We start from the raw sequence: 17641 nt of genomic DNA, 5'->3' as shown, positions 1-17641 counted from the left end.
TAAGAAATAGAATGATAAAGAAAAATCAACATAACGGCTTTAATATCCCTGATGGATACTTTGACAATCTAGAGCTTAAACTCCATAAGATTGCCGAAGATACAGATAGGGAACAATCCATGCACGGTGGTTTTCAGGCTCCTGAAGGTTATTGGGAGCAACTGGATAAAAAATTAATGAATCAACCGCTTCCTATTAATGATGAATCTAAAAGAAGTAAGGTAATTTCATTACTTACTCCTTTACTGGCTGTAGCTGCTACCATTGCAGTATTATTATACCTATTCCCAACCACCAATGAACCTAGTGATGAATTAGTGACTACCGATGGTTTAACCGGGACCGAGCTTGCTGATTATCTTGCTCCAGATGACATATTATCATCCGACTATCAATGGGCAGAGATACTTACCGATGATTTTATAGAACAAGTTGAAGTAAATGTGCAAGATGATGACCTGCATGAATACTTAAACGATGTAGAACTACAAGAACTATTTATAGAATGAAAAATATTATAATTCTGGCTGTGCTTTTAATAAGTACAACCGCTATTGCACAACGAGGTGATAGATCAAACAGAGAAGAAAGGGAAAATCGCATTGAAACTTTATTCATTGCCTATGTTACCGATAAATTAGAACTCACTACTGATGAGGCTGCAAAGTTTTGGCCCATCTACAATGAAATTAAACAGGAGCGTCGAGCTCTTGAAAAGAAAAAACGAGCTCTAATCAATGAAATTGATGACAACATGCAAGCAATGAGTGATCAACAAGCACAATCCTATGTAAACAAGGTAATTGCTCTTGAAAAAGAAATAAATTTAAAAAGTTTTGAGAATCGCAGTAAGGAAATAATTGCTGTTATCGGAGCAAAAAGATTTTTACTACTCAAAAAAAGTGAAGTAGAATTTAGACGTAAAATGATATCTGAATTTAAAAAGAAACGACGTCGGGACTAGGTTTGAGGATATATATTTTGGTTTTCATTTGGATTGAAATTAAACCCGATGCCTTTAAAAACTCTCAGAGCTACCTGAGAGTTTTTTTCATTAAATAAAATTCTGCTACTACTATCTTACCCCTTAAAAGAAATTGAAATTAATCAAGTTGATTCCTATTTTTACGACCAATTAAAAAACAAATCAAATGAGAAAATTAATTTTTATTCTAGGATCATTTTTAATTCTTTCATGTAACCAGGATAGCAGTAAGCAAAGTGATCAAACTGTTCTTAATGAGGTTACCCAAAGTGCAGATTATCAGAGGTACGTTCAAGCCTATAATGAATATGCAGCTTGTAAGCGAGAACGTCCTAAAATCACGGAAGATTACATATCCAATAAAATAGACGACAAGGAATTTAAAAGGAGGATTGAAGTTAATAGTCAGACATGCGCCATTAAGAAGGACATTTTCAATAAATACTATCAATTACTCGAGGCACAATTTGATAAAGAGCTTGTAGTCGCTCACAAAATAATGCCTAATTAAGGTATAACTACCTCTAGAGCATCTAGTGATTCAACTGGATTCTCATTATATATTAAAGTCCAACCTAGCGAATTGCTCAAAACATAGATTTGTGTGAGTTCACTCAACAATCTGTTTTGAGCATTTTTCATAGCATCAGAATTTTGAACCTGGCGTTTAATATCTGCTTTGACACTACGTTGAATTTTATTCAAATCCCTAGCAGTAAATTTATTTAAGATGCCTTCCTCAATATCATAATAGGTTAAATTTGGATCTACCTTAATTTCAGGTTCAGGAATTGATGTAATTCTTATTTCTTTTAGGCTTTCGTTAATTTCAACCTTTAGGTCACTTAAATCATAAGCAATTTGAACTTCTGCATTTGAAATAAGCAAGGCCTTTTTCTTACTGTAAAAAAGGTCCAATCCATACTCCTTAGTATCCTCATAATTAAAAACCTTGGCATAATTAATTTCAGTAACCACCAGTTTACTCACATGATTAATTTGCTCTTGAATTAAAGAGGTTTGCGCGATCAATTGTTCCCTTTCAGAGTTTCTTTGGTTCCAATAATAAAAACACCCAACTAGAATCGCTCCCAATAAAACACCTAATACATATTTTCTCATTTCAATTGTACCTTTGGATATAAGGATATCACTTTATCCTTCATTTCTTTTACCATTTCCTCGTGTTTCAATTTATTTTGAGGTTTGTGAGCTTCCAACCTTCTAAATTTCTCAACAATAGACATTTGTTGATCGAGTTTTGTATCTATTACGCTTTCGCGAAAGCGAGACCACACATACTCTATTCCAACTTCATTTAAGTGAATCATATCCGACTTAAAAAATCGATAGTCTCTTAACTCATCAAGGACAATCTCATAAGCTGGGAAGTAGGATACGTCGTTTGATACGTGTCCCAAAACACCTTCATGCAAACGGGATTTACTACGGGTATTTTCCACCATTCCATCTCGTGTATGACGTACTGGTGAAACAGTATATATGATTTTCACATTTGGATTGTGAGTTTTAGCTACTTGCTCTATCGTATCAAGTGCCTGATTAATTTCTTGCATTGATAAAAGCAGTTTTTCAAATATATACTGTGGTTGTTTATGACAATTTGCAACTATTTTTTTTGATTCTTTATGCTTGTATACCCATGCGGTTCCCAGTGTCACAAATAAATGCGAGGTGTTACTAAGCTGTTTTTTAAGTTGTTTTAATTGATGGTTTAAATTTTCAAGTAATTGTGTTTCATCCTCGTGATTCATTTGAGAATGGACCTCGTAACAAAAAGGTGTTTCGACATCAGTTGATTGATACCATCTTTCATCTCGTACTCGTTCAAAAATTCTAGCTATGCTCACTGGATTAAACAAAATACCCATGGGATTTATCAAGGTAGGGAAACCATAGTAAATGCATTTTTCACCAATATTTTGAGCAAAACAACTTCCTATAAATATCAATTGTGAGTCATTATTTATAGGTGTTGATGCTGGTTTTATTGTAACTGGTGTAGTGAGCTGCATAATAATCTGTATCTATCAAAAATAGCAATTTTAGTAGCAACAACTTCATTAGGATAAGTAGGTTTCCATTATTTTTGAAACTTGTGAAAATAGCAATCATCATACCAGCCCATAACGAGGCAGACTATATCAAATCAACCCTAATAAGCTTAAAGAATCAATCTCATCAGGCTTCAAAAATTATACTAGTTGATGATAATAGCACCGATGATACCAGCAATATTGCTCATGAATTTTCTGGCGACTTACCCTTAGAAATCGTAACTAACAAATCAAGCGATCAAAATATACCTGGAAGTAAGGTTATACGTGCCTTTGAAAAAGGTTTATCGCGATTAAATTTAGATGAAATTGATGTTGTTTGTAAGTTTGATGCAGATCTTATTTTCCCTGCAAACTACTTGAAAACTCTAGTTTCAACATTTAATTCAAATGAACAAATTGGTATGGTAGGTGGTCATTGCGTTATCCAACAAAAAGGACATTGGATACTTGAAAATCAAAATAATCCAGATCACATACGCGGAGCATTAAAAGCTTATCGAGTTTCTTGTTTTAAGCAAATAAATGGTTTACGACCATCGATTGGATGGGATACTATTGACGAAATGCTAGCGCGATATTATGGCTTTAAGGTTATCACGGTGCCAAACTTACATGTGAAACATCTTAAACCTACTGGAGCAGCTTATAGAAAAGGGTCTTGGCAACTTCAAGGTGAAGCATTTTACAGAATGCGTTACGGTTGGTGGTTAACGATGATTACGGCTCTAAAAATGAGTTTAAACAAAAAGAAGTTCTCTTTGTTTTTCTCTTACCTCTCAGGATACCTATCAAGTAAAAAAAACAACCTTGATCCAATTGTAACAGAAGATCAAGGTCGTTTTATACGCCAGTATAGATGGCGTGGAATTAAAAAGAAATTGAGGTTTAAAAATTAAAACTCATTCCTATATTAAATACAAACTGATTGTATAATTCTTCGGCTGGAGTAAGATCTTCCGTTTTATACTTAGCAAGAGGAAATCCAGCTTCAGTGTAAAGACCAAATCCATTTGTAAAGAAATAACGTGCACCTACGTGTCCGCCAAAATTCTTTGTAGAGAAATGAAGACCTGGATAAAAATCAAAGTTCTCATCAAGGTTAATTACATTTCCAATATTGGCATTAAATCGTAATGCAAGAGTAGATCTCTCATCAAAATCTGCATCTACCGCATCGTCTAGACCAAGTGCATAATTTGCAGCTAGACCTAAAGAAAAGTTCTCTCCTACTCCATAATCATAGGTTACACCTATTCCAGTAGCATTTTCCTGAAAACTAGCACCTACTTGTATTTTTTGATCTCCTTTACCGCGATATGCTTGTGCATAGACAGTAGTTCCTACAATCAACGCTAAAATTAAAAGTATGTTTTTCATTTTGTTTGTTTTGAATGACAAATATATTAGAGTTCTCGAATTAACTCTGTTATTTTTCAAATAAAGCTTCGTTAATTGGAGTTCCCGTACAGCCATTAGGAAAAGCTATACCTAACAGTGTTGAAACCGTAGGTGCTATATCCGTTATAAAAATAGGCCTTGCTGTACGACCGGCATTTATTCCTGCTCCATAAAAAATGCAAGGCACATGTGTATCGTAAGCATGAGCACTTCCATGAGTAGAACCTGTTTTTGAATAAGATATTACCGCATTATCTAGTACGTACATGACATCACCACTACGTTTTTGATGAAATCCTTTTTGTATGAGAGCTGCTGTACCTTCTGTAAAACTACCTTGTGTCATCTCATACCTAGTAAACACTTTTTGTACGTTATCTAATCCCAAAAGATAATCGGCAATGTAACGTTGGATGTACTTATGATCAATATTTATATCATTTAAAACTTTATAATTTAAAAAGACTTGCTCGTTGGATACATTTTCAATGATGGCATCATTACCAAACTCTTTTTTTACATGATCCTTAAGTTTTTCCCTTAATGTTCTAGAGTCAAAATAACCTGCTTGTAAGCCTTCATCATGTAAGTAAGCTGGAACGTGTACTGCACCGTGATCGGCAGTAAGAAATAAAGTATAATTTCCTACACCTACTTTATCATCTAATTCTTTCAAAAATCTTGCTATTTCCAGGTCTAGTCGCAAATAAGTATCCATTACCTCGACAGAGTTAACACCATATTGATGGCCTATATAATCTGTACTAGAAAAACTTACTGCAAGAAAATCTGTTACATCATCCTTTCCTAGTTGTTCACCTTCAAGAGCAGCAATAGCAAGATCTGCAACAACAGTATTTCCAAAAGGTGTTGCTTTGAGTAAATCGTAATTTCCGTTTTCTGCTGCTAGTTCTTTTAAATCATAAGGAAACACAGCTTTTTCTTTACCTCTAGGTGGTTTTTCATAATTATTAAGATCGGTACCGCTAGCTTTATAAGTTTCTATTGGATAAAGCGTGTTCCATTCAGTTAAGTATGACTTTGCCTTTCCACTATCATTATAGTCTGCTACCCATTGTGGTAACTCTTCTTTGTAAAAGTCACTGGTAATAAATCTAGCCTCATCTTTTCCTTTAAACCAGAATGCAGCATCGGCTAGATGACCTGCAGGCAAAATAGCTCCACGGTCTTTAATGCTTATTCCAATAACCTTGGCACGATCTTGTGTATGTAGTTTCAATTCGTCGGTAACGGTTGATGTCAACAAACGTTCAGGTGACATTTTACCGTCTTCTCCATTAGTTCCAATAGAAACACGATTATTATCATAAACGTTGTAGATGGACTGTTTTGCTACCTTATCGTACCAATTGTTTCCAATTATTCCATGATTTGCAGGTGTTGTACCCGTATAAATACTTGCATGACCTGGAGCCGTATAGGTAGGTACATAATTAAAATGATGATTAACGGCATTAAATCCATTATTCATAAGACGCTTAAAACCATCATCTCCATAGTAATCATAAAATTTAGTGAGATAATCGTACCTCATTTGATCTACAACAATTCCAACTACCAATTTAGGTTGTTGAATTCCTGTAGATGATGTTGACGATACTTGGTTTGCATCACGCTTTCGCGAAAGCGTACTACAACCTATAACCAGTGTTAACAGTACTAAAAGAACTGATTGTCGTTTCATTTTTATCATTTTGCGCAAAGGTACAAAGTGAATTTTCCATTAAGTTTAAGAAGGCATTAAATCACAAGGTTATTTTTTTAGCTACTTTTACCAACGCATGAGATTTTTAAGGCATATAGGTACATACATGATGATGCTTTTAGGTGTTTTTAAAAGACCTACCAAAGCTATCGTTCTTAAAGAATTGATTTTAAAGGAAATAGATGATCTAGTAATAGGATCCATAGGTATAACCGCCTTTATTTCTTTATTTATGGGTGCGGTTGTAGCATTACAAACAGCGCTCAATTTAGACAATCCATTAATTCCTAAATCATTGATTGGATTTGCCACAAGGCAATCAATAATTCTAGAATTTGCGCCTACATTTATTAGTGTGATTATGGCTGGTAAAGTAGGTTCTTACATTACATCGAGTATAGGAACCATGCGAGTTACTGAGCAAATTGACGCCCTTGAGGTGATGGGGATTAACCCTTTGAACTATTTGATATTTCCTAAAATTGTAGCGCTTGCATTCTATCCGTTTTTAATTGCTATTATCATGTTTATAGGAATTTTTGGTGGGTTTTTAGCCAGCGTTTATGGTAATCTAGTTAGTCTAGAAGAGTTTGTAGTTGGTTTACAGGATACTTTTATACCGTGGCATGTTGCCTATGCTTTTATAAAAACAATTGTTTTTGGGTTTTTGCTCGCAACCATTCCTAGCTATCATGGTTATTATATGAAAGGAGGCGCACTAGAAGTTGGGAAAGCAAGTACGACAAGTTTCGTGTGGACCTGCGTCTCGATTATAATTGCAAACTATTTACTCACTCAATTATTATTGACATGATAGAAGTTAAAGGTTTAAAAAAAGGCTTCAATGGTGAGGAAATTCTTAAAGGAATAGATGCTACTTTCCTTAAAGGAAAGACCAATATGATAATAGGTGCCAGTGGTTCAGGAAAGTCGGTTTTCCTTAAAAACATGCTAGGTTTATTTGAGCCTGATGCTGGTGAGATTATTTACGATGGCGAGCGTTTAGGAGAGATGGAAATTGAACGTAAAAGCGATTTACGTAAAGAAATGGGTATGCTATTTCAACACAGTGCTCTATTTGATAGCATGACGGTAGAAGAGAATGTTATGTTCCCGCTGCGCATGTTTACTAAAATGAAGAAGAACGAGCGACAAGAAAGAGCAAATGAAATTTTGGAGCGTGTAAATCTTCCTGGACTTAATAAAAAAATGCCTAGTGAAATTTCTGGTGGTCAGCAAAAACGTGTTGCACTTGCCAGAGCTGTTGTTAATTATCCTAGATACTTGTTTTGCGATGAACCCAATAGCGGTCTGGATCCAAAAACAGCAACAATAATCGATAATTTAATACAGGAAATCACTCATGAACGTGATATTACTACAGTGATTATTTCCCACGACATGAATTCTGTAATGGAAATAGGTGAAACCATTGTGTTTTTAAAAGATGGGCTTATTGCTTGGGAAGGAACGAATAAGGAAATATTTAAGACTGATAACAAGGCTGTAACCGACTTTGTATATAGTTCTGAGTTATTTAAAAAGGTACGTATCGCTCAAAACGAAGGACTTTAAAGAAGTTTTTCAATCTCATAATCAAATTTATCTAGTGTGTATTGCCTAGACCAGTTTGCCGCATTGTTAGACATTTCATCAAGTTTATTATTAAGATTTAAAAACTCTTTAATAATTTCACTTGCATTGGATAACTCTTTGATTAAAATTCCTCTTGTTTGATTATCATCACCTGTTAACATCCAAGGCACGCAACTTACAGCTGTTGCAATTGGGATACAACCCCAAAACATAGGTTCGGCAACGGCTTTGGGCCATCCTTCACTACGCGATAATAAAAATGCAAAATGTGCTTTTTTATACGCCTGAGTAACGGATGACAATGGTTGGTTTCCATGTAAGTGAATAAATGGATTTAGTTTATTTTTTTTGATATAATCATTCAAAGATTCAAAAAGAGGTCCATTACCATAAATATCCAAGGTGACTGGCACACCTTCATTTCTTAAGTTTTCTACTATTTGGACAACTTTTAAAGGCCTTTTGTTTTCGCTGAGCGTGCCAACAAATAAAGCATTCAATTCACCGGTATAATCCCTTTTAACAATCGGTTCTTTATCTTTTTCATAATAAGATGCCGTGAAAAAAGGCTTTATATTTTTTGATTGATTGACATAGTTCCCATATGCTAAAACCGTAATATTTTGACTTAAAAAGGTGTTGGATAATATTCGTTTCTGCCATCTATAAGCCATGGGTTGTCGTGCTTTAGGATCCCAATTTCCGGCATATTTCACTGTTTTCTTTTTCCTAGGAAAAAGTATTTGAACAAGACAAGACAGTAGTGCTAGATTACCAGGACAACGCAAGTGAATATGGTCTGCTTTCGCGAAAGCGAAACACAAAACTATGAACTGGTAAGGTATAGTAAGAAGACTTACAACAGCTATACTTATCCTGTGGAATTCCAACCGACGCAAGCTAGTTACTTGAATATCCTGACGATCAAATGGCTGTGTAAGAAGAGGTTTATTATATCGAGTAGGTGCGATGATTTGTACCTCATCTACTTTACTGAACCATAAATTCATCTCCTTGACATAAGGTGCGTAAGCTTTTTTTTGATCTTTATGTTTAATTATTGGCGCGTCTGATACTACTACTAACTTCATACGTATCCAGAACTATCGTTATTACTAACCTTGACAGCTGGCACTCCAAGAACTGTCGAACTAGGGTCAACATCTTTAATTACTAAACTATTGGCCCCAATAACAGCATTATCACCTACTTTGATTTTACCAGCTACCGTGGAATTTGCTCCTATATAAACTTGATTACCTATTATGGGAACTCCTCTTTTGTTCGAACGGCCACTAACCCCAATAGTAACACCTTGCGATATGTTACAATTTTCTCCAATCACCGCTTTTGCATTTACAATTATTCCTGAATGGTGCCCTATATACAATCCTTGACCAATTGTTGCGCTATAGGGCAAGGTTATACCGGTTATTATTTCAATAAATTTCAGTTTTATTGCACCTATTACTAAAATTGGGAGTTTAATTACTCCAGGCAAATTTGATCGGTAAACTTTGTTGAATAATCTATAATGAAATAATGCCCATAAGCCTTGTTGAGTTAACAACATTAATAATGCTGGTTTACCACTGTAATTGGTGTACCTCTTTATGTCTTTTAAAAACTTCATTATTTAGGCCGTGAAAAAAATAAATTTACCCAAGAAACTATTCTACCTAATGCTTCAGTAAATGCCTCTTTACGATTACTCGTGGTAAATATATTGAGAATCCTAATTAAAATAAGAATAAGCGTAATGCTATGCCACTTCAATTTATTTTTAAAACTTGGATTAGGATATTTGGTACGCCATACAAACCATCCATTACGAACCACCATTTTACCATATTTGTATTGATTAGGTCTACCATCAGGTGCATGAAAGTGCTGACAAGTTGCTAGTGTATTCACATACAAGCTACCTTCATTGCTCAATCGCAAGGTGTACTCGGCATCTTCGTACAATCCATAGCCTTCAAAAAAAGTTGAAAATTTATGAGCATCTACAATTTGTTTAGGGTAACTAGCTACACCACCCATAAATAAATCTACTTTATAGGTTTTTCCGGATGGTGGTAAAAACCCTATTGATCTACCGTGACCAAATGGTGGATAAGTGCCTGGCTGTGTATGATGATCCAGACCTAACTTTTTACGTAACTTATACCTACTACTTTCTTTTCTTACGTAACCATCAATATTATAGAAATCTGGTCCATTACTGTTTTCATTTTGAAGTTGCCATGCTACCTCATTAGTAATGTAGCCACCTACCCCAAAAGCATTTGGATACTCTTGATACGTTGATGCCAATTGTTTGAAATATTGATTATCTAATACAATATCATCATCTAAAAATGCAACAACATCTATATCTTCAGAAACTCGATCAATACCAAAGTTACGTTGTTTGGTCAAACCACGATCTTCATTTCCTACCTTAAAATATTCTAACCCATTAAGAGAAAAAGTTTTTAGTTCATTTAGGGAATCATTGTTCAAACTTCCATCTACAATAATTACTTGAGACGGAAGTAATGTTTGAGATCGTACACTGTGTAACAACCTCATCAAAGGCTTTGGTCGCATGTAAGTACAAACAATTAGAGCAAATTTCATACGTCAATTTGATTTTTTACGTGGTAAAAGAAATTATACCTAACTAAATAATTTTCAAACAGTTTACGATTCTTCTGCTGTAGTTCTATAAAACGTTCCTCTGAGCATGAATCATGAAATTGAACTAATTTATTAATTATACTCTCATCCTTTTTTATAACACATACATGATTGGACCAATTAATCTCGTTTTCTAGTGGTAGCACATTATTGGTTTCAATCAAAACAGGGATTCTTCCTAAAGCTAATGCTTCGTAAAATCTTACGGAAAAATTTCCTGCTCCTCTCATGCAAAAGGCATAAGGTGAGTTGTTCAAGTTATCAAAAAACTCTTGAGTGGTTTGTTGCCTTTCCTGTTCTGAGGTCGCTCCTGCCCTATATCGATCTCTATAAATGAATCGAGTCGCAATTTGTTGATCTCTCTCTAACGCCTTGAGTTTGAGAAATCTTTGTTTTGCAGCATTAAAGAATATAGGCCTATCAGAATTGAGTGATCTAAATGATGTCATCAAGTTTTTTAAATAGCTTAAGTTGTATCTAAAACGTTCCTTCCTACTATGCGTGGCAAATCCAGTAAATGAAATTTCAGGTTTTTCCTTCTTTGCAATCCATTTTAATTGTCTAACATGGATTCCAATGGGATCTGCTATAAAACTAGGTATGATTATGGTGTCTTTTTGATTAGTATTGCGATATCCTGAATTACGCCAAGTTACTATATAATCCTTGCTAAATGTTTTACCATAATCACCACCTGTATAAACGTGAAGTTTCTTACCGTTTGAAATAGCTAAATGGTTCAAAAACTTCCAAGACTGCTGTTCTTCCTTCGTATTTATTCTTAAATAATCGATAGGAAAGACAATTATATCTGCCTTTTCTATGGTGTTTACCAGTTGATAGTATTTGTGTACTATTGGATGAGTATGCTCAAAATAATGCAAGTCAAAAAGTAAGGGATGAACCTTGCCTCTATTTTTAGTTGACAGGATCTCAATATCGGTAAAAACGCTTATCATAAACTATTTGCATACTTTTTACTTGATTCCCATGCTTTATTAAAGAGTTTATTATGTCCCCAAGGCAAAAACGACCCTAGTTTCCCATAATTTTTAAACCATTGCACCAATTTATAACCTTTCAATTGATTTTCAGAATAGTTTTTCTTTCTAAAATACATGATATGAGGAGATGGTTTGGGCTGAATGTTATCAGTTGACCAGGGAAAAATACGTTTCTCTCTAAATCCACCTACAGGCGCTTTTAAGTGTAGAATTTGAATTTGTGGTGCATAAATCACGTCATATCCTGCTCTCCTAATTTGCATTCCAAAATCTACATCTTCGCCGTACCCATGTTCAAGAGCTTTGTCAAATTTACATCGGTCAACTATTTCTCGATGAACTAAGGAACAACCAGAACCAAAATAGGGCCATTGTTTAACGGTTTGCTGTGTTTCTTTTTCTCCTTTTTGCAGGCACGCGACGGTGATCGCTTTTACTTTAGTACTTATTAACGTGTGTTGCAATTGTGCCATAAAATCTACTGGTACGCGTACATCGTCATCAAATAGTAAAATCCAGTCTGCAGTGGTTTTACCCAATGAAATGTTTCTAGCATTACAGGCACCCGTTTGATGTGTAAATAAGTGATTGATGGTAAAAGACCAGTCATCAAAGATATAATCTAATTCAGAATTACTTTCAGGATCAGCATTTTGCTCTACGATGATTACTTGATTAGGTTTGATTTCTTGGTTTGATAAGTCCGTTAGCACATCAAATAAGTATTGCTTACGACCCATAGTCGGGATGACCACATCGTAGTTGATTGCCTCCTTTTTTTGTGAAGGTTCTGTTTGTTGTATGGCTAATAGATCGACTTTTTTATCTTGTTGTTTTTTGAATAAAGCTTTCGCGAAAGCGTACAAAGGAAAACGTTTTTCATACCTAACATGACAAAGAAATAAGAAGGGAACCCAGCGCTTTTTTTGTGTTTGCGCAACGAAACGATAAGCAAGTTGGGTAGACGCTATCACGTCTTTTTTATTCAATTTTGCATAGCAAAACACACCTTGTTTCTGTATCACACGAGCTAGTAAGTTGATATCGTACTCAAAATTTTGGGTAGATGGTAATGCTTGTATCTCGTTTAAAATACTAGCGTGGGTCATCCCTTGATCTGCACTCATGATCCATGTAGGATACCATTGATTAGGGCTATAATTGATAAACGGACTATCCTCTATGTAATCGATAACACTACAGATGAAAGCTGGAGCAGCACCAGCACTGAGCATGGTGTAGTTGTTTTGCGCTTGCGAGGTAAATTCTTCCCAAATGGGATTCTCTGCTGTAGACCAGCCTATCCATTGATCAGGAAAAGCCTGTGCTAGCTTAAAAAGAGATGACAGTTGGTTTTTGCCCAAAGTAATACTATCAGCCTTTTTTACATCGATGAAATGAACCGTATTTGTGAGGAGATGCAAGTAGACCATCAGCTATGTGTACGATCTATTATATGTTGATAATAACTCAGATTCTCTTTAGCTATTTTATCTATATCAAACCTTTGCTCGACTGTTGCTCTTGCGTTTAAAGCTATATTTTTGACTAATTCCTCGTCATCAAACAGTGAGCTAACAGATGAAACATACTTATCTATCTCATCTGGATGATGCATATAGCCGTCTTTTTCATGGGTGATTAAATCTTGCGCCCATCCTATGTTTGTATTCACAACTGCTTTATGCAATGCCATACTTTCAATAGTTACCATGCCTAATGTTTCGGCTAGGGATGGGAATACACAAACATGAGCTTTTTTGATGAGCTCTTGCACTTGGTTGTATGGGACTTTGCCTAGATAGGTTGCTTGTTTTCTTGCCCGTTCTGTAAAGGTTTGTTCTACCAGTTTCCAGGTAGATAGTGATCCTGTTTGCACATCTGGACTATCAGACCCAACCAACGTAAGCGTGGCTGCAGGATAGTTTTCTACCACCTTATTAAACGCTTGAGCGAGTTGGAATAATCCTTTTTTACGTATTACGGTTCCTATGTTTAACAGATTGTACTGCTGATAAGCCGTAGGATCCTCATTATAAAATAAGTCTAGTTCTAAACCGTAGGGTATAATTTTTAGTTTATCCTTTTTAAGACCGAATAGCTTTAGTGATGTCTCTCCTGCGTAATGTGTAGGAGCGATATAAGCGTTTGCCTTTACAACAGCATTTGTTTCAAAAAACCGATTTTTCCACTTTTGCGATCTACCTTCTATGTGACAGAAGTAAGTGTCGCTACCGTGAAATCGTATGACGAGTGGTTTATTTAGCTTCATAAATGCGGTGATGCCTGTCCAGTCAGGTGCTTCTATAATATCAACATCTATTAGGTTTTTATTCACATACTGCTCAATATGCTTACGGTAACTATAAAAACCACCTAATTTATAGTTGCGGTATTTAATTTTATGAAAGGTAACACCTTCATCTTCAAAAACTAGGTCCTCGTCTTGCCCATAAACAAAAACTCTCACTTTATGACCTAAACGAACGAGTGCAACAACAAGGTTTTTAATACTCGTCCCCATACCACCAGCATGCGCAGTACGCTCATGAGGATATTCTGGTGTTAAGTAGGCGATGTGCATTTAATTCAATATTTGTCCTATCCCATCCCAAATTCGCTCACTTGCTAATTCTGGTTGCTTAGGATGATTAATAACGCCGTACCATTTTTTACAATCCTGCACGGGATTTACCACATTTTCAAGTAAATGCTTGATTCCAGTCTCAATATCAGCTTTTTTATGAGCCCAAACTACAGCCGTATCAGGCATCGTTCTAAAATGAACATATTTGTAATTTTGTCCGATGTCGCGTATACCTTTTTTAAGTTCTGGTTGCTCATAGTTAGGGTAAATGGTCGGTTTATCATGTATGACAAAATCAAAGACCATACTGCTGCAAATATTAACTACCAGTTCACAGTGTCTACAAGTATTTACCAATAGTGCAAAATCATCCTTGGTAGGCAACATTTGATTCCAAGCATTACCCATTGGTTTCCATAAAGGTTTTATAGTGGTAATAACATCAACATATTCTTTTAAAACCTCATCGTATCTATTAGAATCATCAACTGGTACTGGTCTAAATATTATTCCCAAGTTATAACCACGAGCGTTGAGATTTTTAACGGCGATAGCAGTATCCCTTAAATAAAGATGATCCAGTGGCGAAGTGGTAGTATCATCACCAGAAAAACAAATGTATTCCTTGTTTTCATCTAAATTATGCTCACTCAAAAACTGTTCTCTAGAAATATAGAGTTCTTCACTATAATGCGGCTCAAATTGAGGTGTTCCAGTCACATAAACTTGATTACTTTTTATTTTTGGATAGTAGTGTAGTAGCTGCTCCTTCATCAATTCTGACCATACAAAATAATAATCAGTCTCAATAGTAGACATCCCTTTAGGTAAGTTATCCCAACTGTAAACCCAGCACGCTGTAGGTATTCCTAGATCTTGAGCTGCTAGTACCGGTGCTATTCCTTGGGTAGCACGTTGAGTCGTACAAAAAACTAAGTCTGGTTTGTGTTTAGTGAGCTGTTCTTTTAATACCTTATAGCGATCTGTACTCCTTTCAGCCTCATACATTTTATTTTTCAGGTTTTCCCAACCCGAATCAGTAGATGAAGAAATTTCATGGAACTTTACAAAGCTACTTTTGACACAATTCTTAAGGCTATTCCATTTTAAAGGAAATCTATATGTTGGATACACATTATCGTTATCACGCTTTCGCGAAAGCGCTAACTCTACCCTTTTCCTTGCGTGATTAATTACTGGAGTTTTAGGGTGAATTTTGGTACTAGGAATGTTGATTTGTGCAAATCCAAATTCCTTTTCAAGATCAAAAACTGAATTGTTCCAATAGGTAATGTCATAACCTAATTTATCACCAATATTTTTGAAATTTGTGAAGGCAAAATTGCGTAATCCAACACCGTCAGGAAATAAGATCCAAACTTTTTTTGACATTTTACTTTCTATATTTCAGTTTATCCCGTTGAATTTGTTCAATAGGCAATATATCTTGTGATTTATGAGTCAATGCCTTGTGTACAGCTCTTAAATCTCTCGCTAATTTACGCAAACCATTAGGCTCTAATGAGGCACTGTGATCTGTACCTTTCCAGGTGCGATCCAGTGTATAGTGACGTTCTACTATGGGAGCACCCAATGTATAGGCAGCAACATCGGCAGCTATGCCTAAATGATGACCAGAGAATCCAATTTGTTTTATCCTGCTTTGATATTTTTCTCTAAGTGTAATAATATCCAACAAACAAATGTCTTCAAAAGGTACTGGATATCCACTAGTACAATTGTATAGTACGAGATCTTGGGCACGACCTTTACGCTCAAAGAATTGCACTAGTTGTTCTATTTCATCGGGTGTTGTCATTCCTGTAGAACAGTGTATTTCACCCTTATAATGCTCACACAACCATTCTAGCATTTCAAAATGATTATTACAAGCACTCGGAATCTTTATAAACTCAGGATTCAACGAGGCTATTTCTTGTGCGCTACTTGTATCCCAAACGCTAGTACTGTAAGTAATTCCCATTTCGTCACAGTAATCCATCAATTCCTGGTGCTGCTGCACGTTGAATTCTAGATATTCTCTATGTGCTCCATAGGTATCACCATAACTATTGATAGGGTTGGGATGTGGTGCGTTATATTGCTCTTCAGTTAATAATTCTTTGTTATTCCTTTTTTGAAATTTAACTGCATCGGCTTTACAAAAAATTGCAGCAACTTTTATAAGTTCCTTGGCGATTTCCATATCACCTTTATGATTACATCCAATCTCTGCAATTACATAGGGTTTGTGATAGTTCATTAGGAGAAAATTAACTATCGCAAGGTAAGGAAATGTGATTATTTAGAAAGTATATTTCTCAAATTGAGGTAAGTTTTTGGTTATTTGAGTTGGTCAGTAGTGGTATGATATTCATAAACCTCTAAATCAAAGAATTTTACCGACGCAAGAACGTGATCAAAAATATCTCCCATTATATATTCATAATTGACCCATCGTTGATCTTTACTGAAACAATATATCTCTAACGGTATTCCATGTGGTGTTTGTTCTAGTTGCCTGACCATATAAGTCATGTCTTTATGAACCGCTGAGTGGTTCTCAATGTAAGTTTGTAGGTACTTTCTAAATACACCAAAATTGGTCATGTTACGGCCGTTAATTAATGCCTCTTTATTAATTTGATTTTGTTCATTGTGTGTATTAATGATTTCGTCCCTTTGTTCCAGATAATCCGTAATTAACTGAATATCCTTTAATTTTTGAATTTCTATAGGAGTTAAAAACTTAATTGTGGACGCTTTAATAATTACAGATCGCTTAATCCTTCTTCCTCCAGATGCTGTCATTCCTCTCCAGTTTTTAAATGAATCTGAAATCAAGGCATAGGTAGGAATAGTGGTAATAGTTTTATCCCAATTTTGAACTTTTACTGTGGCTAGGGTAATTTCTATTACATCACCATCGGCACCGTATTTTTCAAAGGTTATCCAGTCGCCTATACGCACCATGTCGTTCACAGTAACTTGAATACTGGCAACAAATCCTAAAATACTATCTCTAAATACCAAAATTATAATTGCCGATGCCGCACCTAGTCCGGTTATGAACTTCCAAAAAGAAACTCCCGTTATTGTTGCAAAAATGGAGAAAATCGCAAGCAACCAGGCCACAATCATAAAAACCTGTATGTAGCTATAGATAGGCTTATTTTTATAACGATCAATAGTTTTAAGGTAATTCCTTATGGATAACAAAAAACTTTTAATGATGTATAGACTAAGTAAGATACCTAGTATCCTGATCGATTTTTCAGCTAGATTCGACACATAGTCAAAATCTGTAAAAATATAAGGGACAGCTTCATAAACTAGAAGTAACGGCACTATATGAGCTGCATAGGTAGGTAACTTGTTATCGATTAGGATATCATCAAAGTTTGTTTTAGTCCTAGTAGCAACTACATTGGATATTCTCCTAAAAATTAAGGTAAATATGAAGTCAAGTATTAAGGCTATAACAAGTAATAGAAGCAAAAGTGCCAGCATATTTAAATAACTCGCAACTTGAGGTGTAAATCCATTTTCAATAAGAAAATCATAGATAATGTGCTTCATAAC

Annotated in this window: 19 protein-coding genes; 6 read left to right on the top strand and 13 right to left on the bottom strand. The window is 35.3% G+C overall.

The annotated features are described in order from the left end of the window. Positions 1–11 precede the first annotated feature (11 nt). The 3 genes from AAT17_RS10955 to AAT17_RS10945 all read left to right on the top strand — a co-directional run bounded on the left by AAT17_RS10955 (position 12) and on the right by AAT17_RS10945 (position 1496). Entirely contained in the window at positions 12–509 is a 498-nt protein-coding gene (locus tag AAT17_RS10955) for a hypothetical protein (RefSeq protein ID WP_060524336.1), read from the top strand. Next, positions 506–964, top strand: coding sequence for a hypothetical protein (locus AAT17_RS10950; protein WP_042277805.1), 459 nt, complete (start codon positions 506–508; stop codon positions 962–964). The genes AAT17_RS10955 and AAT17_RS10950 overlap by 4 nt, the downstream gene beginning before the upstream one ends. Before the next feature lie 187 nt (positions 965–1151). Next, entirely contained in the window at positions 1152–1496 is a 345-nt protein-coding gene (locus AAT17_RS10945) for a hypothetical protein (RefSeq protein WP_042277804.1), read from the top strand. On the opposite strand, the gene AAT17_RS10940 is transcribed toward AAT17_RS10945, so the two are convergent. Both AAT17_RS10940 and AAT17_RS10935 read right to left on the bottom strand, forming a co-directional pair. Further along, positions 1493–2107: a DUF4230 domain-containing protein gene (locus AAT17_RS10940; protein WP_060524334.1), complete on the bottom strand. Its 615-nt coding sequence runs from the start codon at positions 2105–2107 to the stop codon at positions 1493–1495. The genes AAT17_RS10945 and AAT17_RS10940 overlap by 4 nt on opposite strands. After that, entirely contained in the window at positions 2104–3021 is a 918-nt protein-coding gene (locus AAT17_RS10935; RefSeq protein ID WP_060524332.1) for a GSCFA domain-containing protein, read from the bottom strand. Before AAT17_RS10935 ends, AAT17_RS10940 begins: the two co-directional genes overlap by 4 nt. An 83-nt stretch (positions 3022–3104) precedes the next feature. On the opposite strand from AAT17_RS10935, the gene AAT17_RS10930 reads away from it, so the two are divergent. Further along, positions 3105–3962 (top strand): glycosyltransferase family 2 protein, encoded by an 858-nt coding sequence (locus tag AAT17_RS10930; RefSeq protein WP_060524330.1) that lies wholly within the window; start codon positions 3105–3107, stop codon positions 3960–3962. Here the strand turns inward: AAT17_RS10930 and AAT17_RS10925 are convergent. Both AAT17_RS10925 and pafA read right to left on the bottom strand, forming a co-directional pair. Next, a complete protein-coding gene (locus AAT17_RS10925; protein ID WP_060524322.1) occupies positions 3952–4443 on the bottom strand; it encodes a DUF6646 family protein in 492 nt (163 codons plus the stop codon). The two genes, AAT17_RS10930 and AAT17_RS10925, sit on opposite strands and share 11 nt — an antisense overlap. 49 nt (positions 4444–4492) lie before the next feature. After that, positions 4493–6169, bottom strand: coding sequence for an alkaline phosphatase PafA (gene pafA, locus AAT17_RS10920; RefSeq protein ID WP_060524320.1), 1677 nt, complete (start codon positions 6167–6169; stop codon positions 4493–4495). A gap of 97 nt (positions 6170–6266) precedes the next feature. On the opposite strand from pafA, the gene AAT17_RS10915 reads away from it, so the two are divergent. Together AAT17_RS10915 and AAT17_RS10910 are read left to right on the top strand one after the other, a co-directional pair. After that, on the top strand, positions 6267–7004 hold the full coding sequence (locus AAT17_RS10915; RefSeq protein WP_042277797.1) for an ABC transporter permease: 738 nt from the start codon (positions 6267–6269) through the stop codon (positions 7002–7004). After that, the gene (locus tag AAT17_RS10910; RefSeq protein ID WP_060524318.1) at positions 7001–7765 is read left to right on the top strand and encodes an ABC transporter ATP-binding protein; all 765 of its coding nucleotides are present in this window, start codon (positions 7001–7003) and stop codon (positions 7763–7765) included. Before AAT17_RS10915 ends, AAT17_RS10910 begins: the two co-directional genes overlap by 4 nt. Here the strand turns inward: AAT17_RS10910 and AAT17_RS10905 are convergent. The 9 genes from AAT17_RS10905 to AAT17_RS10865 form a co-directional block, all read right to left on the bottom strand. After that, a complete protein-coding gene (locus AAT17_RS10905; RefSeq protein ID WP_060524316.1) occupies positions 7762–8877 on the bottom strand; it encodes a glycosyltransferase in 1116 nt (371 codons plus the stop codon). The two genes, AAT17_RS10910 and AAT17_RS10905, sit on opposite strands and share 4 nt — an antisense overlap. Next, positions 8874–9419 carry a serine O-acetyltransferase gene (locus tag AAT17_RS10900; RefSeq protein WP_060524314.1) on the bottom strand — a complete coding sequence of 182 codons (546 nt, stop codon included), beginning with the start codon at positions 9417–9419 and terminating at the stop codon, positions 8874–8876. The genes AAT17_RS10905 and AAT17_RS10900 overlap by 4 nt, the downstream gene beginning before the upstream one ends. Beyond that, positions 9419–10408 (bottom strand): glycosyltransferase family 2 protein, encoded by a 990-nt coding sequence (locus AAT17_RS10895; RefSeq protein WP_060524312.1) that lies wholly within the window; start codon positions 10406–10408, stop codon positions 9419–9421. The genes AAT17_RS10900 and AAT17_RS10895 overlap by 1 nt, the downstream gene beginning before the upstream one ends. Next, positions 10405–11427: an exostosin family protein gene (locus AAT17_RS10890; protein ID WP_060524310.1), complete on the bottom strand. Its 1023-nt coding sequence runs from the start codon at positions 11425–11427 to the stop codon at positions 10405–10407. Before AAT17_RS10890 ends, AAT17_RS10895 begins: the two co-directional genes overlap by 4 nt. Further along, entirely contained in the window at positions 11424–12896 is a 1473-nt protein-coding gene (locus AAT17_RS10885; protein ID WP_172792957.1) for a glycosyltransferase family 2 protein, read from the bottom strand. Before AAT17_RS10885 ends, AAT17_RS10890 begins: the two co-directional genes overlap by 4 nt. 8 nt (positions 12897–12904) lie before the next feature. Then, positions 12905–14056, bottom strand: coding sequence for a glycosyltransferase family 4 protein (locus AAT17_RS10880; RefSeq protein ID WP_060524306.1), 1152 nt, complete (start codon positions 14054–14056; stop codon positions 12905–12907). Next, the gene (locus AAT17_RS10875; RefSeq protein ID WP_060524304.1) at positions 14057–15451 is read right to left on the bottom strand and encodes a hypothetical protein; all 1395 of its coding nucleotides are present in this window, start codon (positions 15449–15451) and stop codon (positions 14057–14059) included. Between the two features lies 1 nt (position 15452). Next, positions 15453–16322 (bottom strand): N-acetylneuraminate synthase family protein, encoded by an 870-nt coding sequence (locus tag AAT17_RS10870; protein ID WP_060524302.1) that lies wholly within the window; start codon positions 16320–16322, stop codon positions 15453–15455. A gap of 80 nt (positions 16323–16402) precedes the next feature. Then, positions 16403–17638, bottom strand: coding sequence for a mechanosensitive ion channel family protein (locus AAT17_RS10865; RefSeq protein ID WP_060524300.1), 1236 nt, complete (start codon positions 17636–17638; stop codon positions 16403–16405). Positions 17639–17641 lie beyond the last annotated feature (3 nt).

Origin of the sequence: Nonlabens sp. MIC269, from assembly GCF_001430865.1 — a bacterium.
GTDB classification, from domain to species: domain Bacteria; phylum Bacteroidota; class Bacteroidia; order Flavobacteriales; family Flavobacteriaceae; genus Nonlabens; species Nonlabens tegetincola.
The sequence above is the reverse complement of the archived record's forward strand: the minus strand, read 5'-3'. Positions and strand labels throughout refer to the sequence as shown.

What these genes read in the sequence shown, in the direction of transcription:
- AAT17_RS10940 (WP_060524334.1), bottom strand. Translation starts at nt 2,107, where the DNA reads ATGAGAAAATATGTATTAGGTGTTTTATTGGGAGCGATTCTAGTTGGG.
- AAT17_RS10875 (WP_060524304.1), bottom strand. Translation starts at nt 15,451, where the DNA reads ATGTCAAAAAAAGTTTGGATCTTATTTCCTGACGGTGTTGGATTACGC.
- AAT17_RS10865 (WP_060524300.1), bottom strand. Translation starts at nt 17,638, where the DNA reads ATGAAGCACATTATCTATGATTTTCTTATTGAAAATGGATTTACACCT.
- AAT17_RS10950 (WP_042277805.1), top strand. Translation starts at nt 506, where the DNA reads ATGAAAAATATTATAATTCTGGCTGTGCTTTTAATAAGTACAACCGCT.
- AAT17_RS10895 (WP_060524312.1), bottom strand. Translation starts at nt 10,408, where the DNA reads ATGAAATTTGCTCTAATTGTTTGTACTTACATGCGACCAAAGCCTTTG.
- AAT17_RS10915 (WP_042277797.1), top strand. Translation starts at nt 6,267, where the DNA reads ATGAGATTTTTAAGGCATATAGGTACATACATGATGATGCTTTTAGGT.
- AAT17_RS10890 (WP_060524310.1), bottom strand. Translation starts at nt 11,427, where the DNA reads ATGATAAGCGTTTTTACCGATATTGAGATCCTGTCAACTAAAAATAGA.
- AAT17_RS10935 (WP_060524332.1), bottom strand. Translation starts at nt 3,021, where the DNA reads ATGCAGCTCACTACACCAGTTACAATAAAACCAGCATCAACACCTATA.
- AAT17_RS10955 (WP_060524336.1), top strand. Translation starts at nt 12, where the DNA reads ATGATAAAGAAAAATCAACATAACGGCTTTAATATCCCTGATGGATAC.
- AAT17_RS10905 (WP_060524316.1), bottom strand. Translation starts at nt 8,877, where the DNA reads ATGAAGTTAGTAGTAGTATCAGACGCGCCAATAATTAAACATAAAGAT.
- AAT17_RS10880 (WP_060524306.1), bottom strand. Translation starts at nt 14,056, where the DNA reads ATGCACATCGCCTACTTAACACCAGAATATCCTCATGAGCGTACTGCG.
- AAT17_RS10925 (WP_060524322.1), bottom strand. Translation starts at nt 4,443, where the DNA reads ATGAAAAACATACTTTTAATTTTAGCGTTGATTGTAGGAACTACTGTC.
- AAT17_RS10900 (WP_060524314.1), bottom strand. Translation starts at nt 9,419, where the DNA reads ATGAAGTTTTTAAAAGACATAAAGAGGTACACCAATTACAGTGGTAAA.
- pafA (WP_060524320.1), bottom strand. Translation starts at nt 6,169, where the DNA reads ATGAAACGACAATCAGTTCTTTTAGTACTGTTAACACTGGTTATAGGT.
- AAT17_RS10870 (WP_060524302.1), bottom strand. Translation starts at nt 16,322, where the DNA reads ATGAACTATCACAAACCCTATGTAATTGCAGAGATTGGATGTAATCAT.
- AAT17_RS10910 (WP_060524318.1), top strand. Translation starts at nt 7,001, where the DNA reads ATGATAGAAGTTAAAGGTTTAAAAAAAGGCTTCAATGGTGAGGAAATT.
- AAT17_RS10945 (WP_042277804.1), top strand. Translation starts at nt 1,152, where the DNA reads ATGAGAAAATTAATTTTTATTCTAGGATCATTTTTAATTCTTTCATGT.